This is a genomic window from Candidatus Methylomirabilis sp., from assembly GCA_036000645.1.
GTDB lineage: Bacteria > Methylomirabilota > Methylomirabilia > Methylomirabilales > JACPAU01 > JACPAU01.
Window position 1 is genome coordinate 1 of record DASYVA010000077.1, and the last position, 5,545, is coordinate 5,545.

Below are 5,545 nucleotides of genomic sequence, written 5' to 3' on the forward strand. Positions count from 1 at the left end.
GACGGAGCGCGGGAAGAGGTAGACGAGGGTGCTGCTCAAGGCGATGAAGGTCGTCACCGCGAGGAAGCGGGCGGGGGGCCACCGCCGCCAGCCCAGGGGGTCCAGCTCCCAGAAGAGGGTGATCGCCTTGCGCATCGGCCGTGCCCTAGGCCTTCTCGGCCACCACCTCTCCTAGCAGCCCCCGGGGGCGGAAGATGAGGATCACGATCAGGAGGGAGAAGGCCAGGATGTCCTTGTACTCGGCCCCGAAGGCCCCGCCCGTCAGCAGGGAGAGGTAAGAGGCGGAGAAGGCCTCCAGGAGTCCCAGGACCAGGCCGCCGGCCATGGCGCCGGGGATATTCCCGATGCCGCCCAGGACGGCTGCCGTGAAGGCCTTGATGCCCGGGATGAAGCCCGTGTAGGGGTTGATGAGGCTATACTGGACGCCGAAGAGGACCCCGGCCGCGCCCCCCATCGCGCCACCGATGAAGAAGGTGAGCGAGATGATGCGGTTCACGTTGATGCCCATGAGGCTGGCGGTGGCCTGGTCCTCGGCCACGGCCCGGATGGCCTTGCCCATCTTGGTCCGGTTGACGATGAGGGTCAGGCAGATGAGCATCCCGATCGCGGCGACGATCACGATGATGGACTTGAGGGAGATGTCAAAGATCTCACCGAAGTGGATCCGGATGTCAAAAAAGTCCACCGGGGGATAGACGAGGTAGAAGGCGTTGCGCCAGAGGCTCTCCAGCAGGCGGACGGCATCCTGCAGGAAGAAGGAGACGCCGATGGCCGAGATGAGCGGGACGAGGCGGGGGGCCCCCCGGAGGGGCCGGTAGGCGACGCGCTCCACCCCCACCGCCAGCAGACCGCTGGCCGCCATGCCGGCCGCCACCAGCAGGAGGATCAGGAGGAGGGGGGGCACGCTCCCCAGCCACCCGGCCGCCTTCAGCCCCAGGAGGATCTCCACCCCGATAAAGGCCCCCACCACGAAGATCTCGCTATGGGCGAAGTTGATGAGCTGCAGGACCCCGTACACCATCGTGTAGCCGAGGGCAATGAGGGCGTACATGAAGCCCAGGATGAGCCCATCCACCAGCACCTGGGGAAACATGCCGATGGCAACTTCCATGCGTGCTCCGGTGGCCCGGCAACACTAGGGGGGCGGTCGCCCGCCCCCCTAGTGTTGTGGCAAGCCTCAGGCTACATCTTCTTCATCGCCGGGGCAGCGATCTCGAGGGTCTTGATCAGCTTGTTCTGCCCCCACTTCCCCGGGTCATCCGAAACCACCTGGATGATGAAATACTTGGCCTTCGCCGGATCCCCCTTCTCGTCGAAGGTGATGGCCCCGGTGATCCCCTTGAAGTTCCTCACCTTCCGGACTTCGGCCGAAACCGTCGCGCGCGTCGGCTTCTTGTTTCCCGCTGCCTTGACGGCGGCCTCGATGGCCTTCAAGCCCAGGGCTGTCGAGTCATAGGCCTGGGCGGCGAAGGGCTCCGGGTCCTTTCCGAACTGCTTCTTGTAGTCAGCGATGAACCCCTTGGCCTCGGGGTAGATGGTGGGCGGCCCCACGACGGTGGTGTAGTACATCCCCACCGCTGTCTTGCCGGCGATCTTCACCATCTCCGAGGAGTCCATCCCATCCGGCCCAAGGAAGATGGTCTTTGTCATCCCCTTCTCACGCGCCTGCTTCAGCAACACCGCCGCCTGATTGTAAATTCCCCCGAAGTACATCAGCTGGGGATTCTGGGCCTTCATGGGCGTGATGATGGGGTCAAAGTTCGCCTTCTCCTCGGTCCCCTCGAAGCCCAGGACCTCGATGCCCAGCTTCTTGGACTTGTCGCGGAAGAACTCGGCCACGCCCTGGCCGTAGAGGGTCTTGTCGTGCAGGACGTAGGCGCTCTTGACCTTCAACTGCTCCTTCGCGAAGGTGGCCCCCACATCCCCCTGGACATCGTCCCGCCCGCACACCCGGCTCACGTTCTTGTAGTTCCGGTCCGTGATGAGGGGGTTCGTGTTGGCGGGGGAGATCATGGCCAGGTCCACTTCCTTGTAGACCTCGGAGGAGGGCAGGGCCACGCCCGAGTTCAGGTGGCCGATGAGCAGGAGGATGTCGGGGTCGGCCACGATATTCTTGGCATTGGCCACGCCCACGTCCGGCTTGGCCTGGTCATCGAATGGCACCAGTTGGACCTTGAAGCCCATCTTCTCCAGGGGGCCCTTGAACTTCTCAACGGCCAGCTGGGTCCCCAGCTTGATCCCCTCCCCCAGGGCTGCCTGCTCTCCCGAGAGGGGGCTCTGGGTGGCGATCTTAATGGTTTGCTGGGCCTCTGCCGACGGCCCGGCCAGAAGCGCGATCCCTGCGGCCAGCGCGATCAGGGACCGTACGAGTCTCCCGTTCACCATATTCCTCTCCCTTGTTCAGCGGTTACCCCAAGACCAGCGTGTACGCGCCGCTCCGATCTCGTCTCTCACCTCCTTCACCAGGGCCACGTGGCCCACCGCGGGCTAACCCTACCCTGCCCCCGCGGGCAAGTCAAGCCGGGGAGGCTCAGGCCGGCTCCCCCAGCCGCTGCAACCCCTCCATCCGCCGCAGGATCGCCACCGGTACCGCCCCGATCCGCCGCACGCAGGGGGGATCCGTCGTGAGGTCGAGGACCGTCGAGGGAACCCCCACCGGGCATGCGCCCCCGTCGAGGAGAAGATCCAGGTGAGCCGCGAACTCTGCGGCCACATCTTCCACTTGCCGGGGCGCGCGCTCGCCCGTCCGGTTCGCGCTTGTCCCCGTCACCGGACCCCCCAGCGTCCGCAGGAGGCCAAGCGCCACCGGCCCGGCGGGGACCCGGACACCGACGGTCCCTGTGCCGCCGGTGAGGACCTCGGGCAAGCCCGGCCGGGCCCGAACGACGAGGGTCAGGGGACCGGGCCAGAACTGGCTTGCGAGCACCAGGGCGAGCCCCGGCACCTCGGACGCCACTTCCCCCAGGGCCTCCGGCCCCGGAAGCAGCAGCGGAATGGCCTTGCCCCGACTTCCCTTTGCCCGGACGAGCCGCCGGAGCGCCTCCCCATTCAGCGGATCAGCACCCAGGGCATAGAGCGTGTCGGTTGGGAACACCACCAAGCCGCCCGCCCGCAGGACCGCCGCTGCTTCCTCCACCGCTCCTGCCGTCTCCACCGACAGCAGGCGGAGGTGAGCCGCCACGGGGGCCTCAGACCGGAGGACGTCGCCCGCCGCCATATACCATATAGACGCTCGCCCGGCGCGTCCCCTTCGGTCCGGGGCCGGTCGGGACCCGGGGCTCTGGAGGGACGCCCGCGGGGGACACGACATCCTCCCACCCCAGGGGAGCTCCGGACAGCGGGACACCCGAACCGCAGGAAGCGACCGGCCCGAAAGACCGACCTAGTGGGGTGTGCTCAAAGGATGTTTCCGACCTCTGGAAAGCGTGGCGGAATATAGCCCAGCGTTGGCTGGACCGTCAACAGGATTTTTGGGGCCAGAGTTCGCTCCGTCGGCCGTAGTGCGCCGCCAGGACCTCCAGGAAGGCGCGGGTCGCGGCGGCCACGTCGGGGGCCGCCGCGATGGCCGAGACCACCGCTACGCCGTCGGCACCGGCCTCCAGAACCTCCGGCACCCGGTCCAGGGTGATCCCACCTACCGCGAAGACCGGGAGTCGGGTAGCTGCCCGGATCCGCCGGAGCCCCTCCGAGCCGAGGACGGGGCGGATCCGTTCCTTGGTCCCTGTCGCGTAGGCAGGACCCGCCCCCACGTAATCGGCTCCCGCCCCCTCTGCCTCCGATGCCTCCTCCGGTCGGTTCGTCGAGATCCCGAGGAGCCGATCCGGTCCCAGGAGCGGCCGGGCGAGCACTGCCGGGAGGTCCTCCTGCCCCAGGTGGACCCCATCCGCCCCGGCGGCCAGCGCCACGTCCAAGCGATCGTTGATCACGAGGAGCGCCTCGGCGTCCCGGCAGGCCGCCGCCAGCGTCCGGGCGGCCTCGAGAAGCCGTCGCAGGTCGCCTCGCTTCTCCCGGAGCTGGAGGAACCGGGCGCCTCCCCGGAGGGCCGCTTCCCCGATCGCCTCGTGGCTCCGCCCCGACACGACCTCGTCTGTGATGACACAGAGGGCGTGCGCAGGGTCCCGCGGGAACGCCATGGGTCTAGGCGCTGGCCTCGGTGAGGCGCTCGAGGAAGTTGGTGGACACCGCGCCCTTGACGAAGTCGGGGTGGTCCATCACCCGCAGGTGGAACGGAATGGTGGTCCTGATCCCCTGGACGACGAACTCCTGGAGCGCCCGCCGCATCCGACTGAGGGCCTCGGCCCGGTCCTGCCCGTGGGCGATCAGCTTGGCCACCAGGGAATCGTAATAGGGTGGGATCGTGTAGCCGGCGTAGGCGTGGGTGTCCACCCGGATGCCCGGCCCCCCCGGGAGCCGCAGGGTGGTGATCTTTCCCGGCGACGGGAGGAACTCCTCGGGGTCCTCGGCATTCACCCGGCACTCGATGGCATGGCCCCGCAGGACGACCTCCTCCTGGCGGAAGGGGAGGTGCTCCCCGGCCGCGATGCGGATCTGGAGCTTCACCAGGTCGATTCCCACCACCTCTTCCGTCACCGGGTGCTCCACCTGGATGCGGGTGTTCATCTCCATGAAGTAGAACCGGCCGTCCTCGTCCAGGAGGAACTCGATGGTCCCGGCATTGACGTACCCCACGGCCCGGGCCGAGGCCACCGCCGCCCCCCCCATCGCCTCCCGCAGCGTTGCCGTCATGGCCGGGGACGGGGACTCTTCGATCAGCTTCTGGTGGCGGCGCTGGATGGAGCAGTCCCGCTCTCCCAGGTGCAGGACCTGCCCGTGGGCATCCGCCAGAATCTGGAATTCCACGTGGCGGGGATTGCGCACGTACCGCTCAATGTAGACGGCCGGGTTCCCGAAGGCTACCCCCGCCTCGCCCTGCGCGGTCTGCAGGGCCCTGGCCAGGTCGGCCTCGGCGTGGACGATGCGCATACCCCTGCCCCCGCCTCCCGCCGCAGCCTTGATGATCACGGGGTAGCCGATCTCCGCGGCCACGGTGCGCGCCTCCTCGGGGCTCCCCACGGTCAGGGTGCTTCCCTGGACGACCGGGACCCGTGCGGCCGCGACGGTCTGCCGGGCCTGGGCCTTGTCGCCCATCAGGCGGATGCTCTCCGGCCCCGGCCCGACGAAGGCGATCTTGCAGGCCTGGCAGACCTCGGCGAAGTGCGGATTCTCCGCCAGGAAGCCGTAGCCCGGGTGGATCGCGTCGGCCTTGCTGATCTCGGCAGCGCTCATGATGCGGGGGATGTTCAGGTACGACTGGGCGGACTCCGGCGGGCCGATGCAGATCGCCTCGTCAGCCATCGCCACGTGCAGCGAATCGCGGTCCCCTTCGGAATAAATGGCCACGGAGCGGATCCCCATCTCGCGGCAGGCCCGGATGACCCGAAGCGCGATCTCCCCCCGATTGGCGATGAGGATCTTCTGGAACATGACCTAGAGAGGTTCCAACGAATTGGACCTATGACTCACGCTCGCACCCGTGTGCCGGGCC

General features: G+C 68.0%; 5 protein-coding genes. All 5 read right to left on the minus strand.

From position 1 onward, the window contains the following. Positions 1-145: 145 nt before the first annotated feature. Complete coding sequence (locus VGT06_04490) at positions 146-1,111, minus strand: branched-chain amino acid ABC transporter permease (GenBank protein HEV8662388.1); 966 nt, start codon at positions 1,109-1,111, stop codon at positions 146-148. A 71-nt stretch (positions 1,112-1,182) separates the two neighbouring features. After that, on the minus strand, positions 1,183-2,382 hold the full coding sequence (locus VGT06_04495; protein ID HEV8662389.1) for a branched-chain amino acid ABC transporter substrate-binding protein: 1,200 nt from the start codon (positions 2,380-2,382) through the stop codon (positions 1,183-1,185). 148 nt (positions 2,383-2,530) lie between these two features. After that, positions 2,531-3,217 carry an L-threonylcarbamoyladenylate synthase gene (locus VGT06_04500; protein ID HEV8662390.1) on the minus strand — a complete coding sequence of 229 codons (687 nt, stop codon included), beginning with the start codon at positions 3,215-3,217 and terminating at the stop codon, positions 2,531-2,533. A 241-nt stretch (positions 3,218-3,458) separates the two neighbouring features. After that, positions 3,459-4,133, minus strand: a complete 675-nt coding sequence (thiE, locus tag VGT06_04505) for a thiamine phosphate synthase (GenBank protein ID HEV8662391.1) — start codon at positions 4,131-4,133, stop codon at positions 3,459-3,461. A gap of 4 nt (positions 4,134-4,137) precedes the next feature. After that, a complete protein-coding gene (gene accC / locus VGT06_04510; protein HEV8662392.1) occupies positions 4,138-5,484 on the minus strand; it encodes an acetyl-CoA carboxylase biotin carboxylase subunit in 1,347 nt (448 codons plus the stop codon). Positions 5,485-5,545 lie beyond the last annotated feature (61 nt).

Coding starts and splice junctions, on each gene's coding strand:
- VGT06_04490 (HEV8662388.1), bottom strand. CDS start 1,111: ATGGAAGTTGCCATCGGCATGTTTCCCCAGGTGCTGGTGGATGGGCTC.
- VGT06_04500 (HEV8662390.1), bottom strand. CDS start 3,217: ATGGCGGCGGGCGACGTCCTCCGGTCTGAGGCCCCCGTGGCGGCTCAC.
- thiE (HEV8662391.1), bottom strand. CDS start 4,133: ATGGCGTTCCCGCGGGACCCTGCGCACGCCCTCTGTGTCATCACAGAC.
- accC (HEV8662392.1), bottom strand. CDS start 5,484: ATGTTCCAGAAGATCCTCATCGCCAATCGGGGGGAGATCGCGCTTCGG.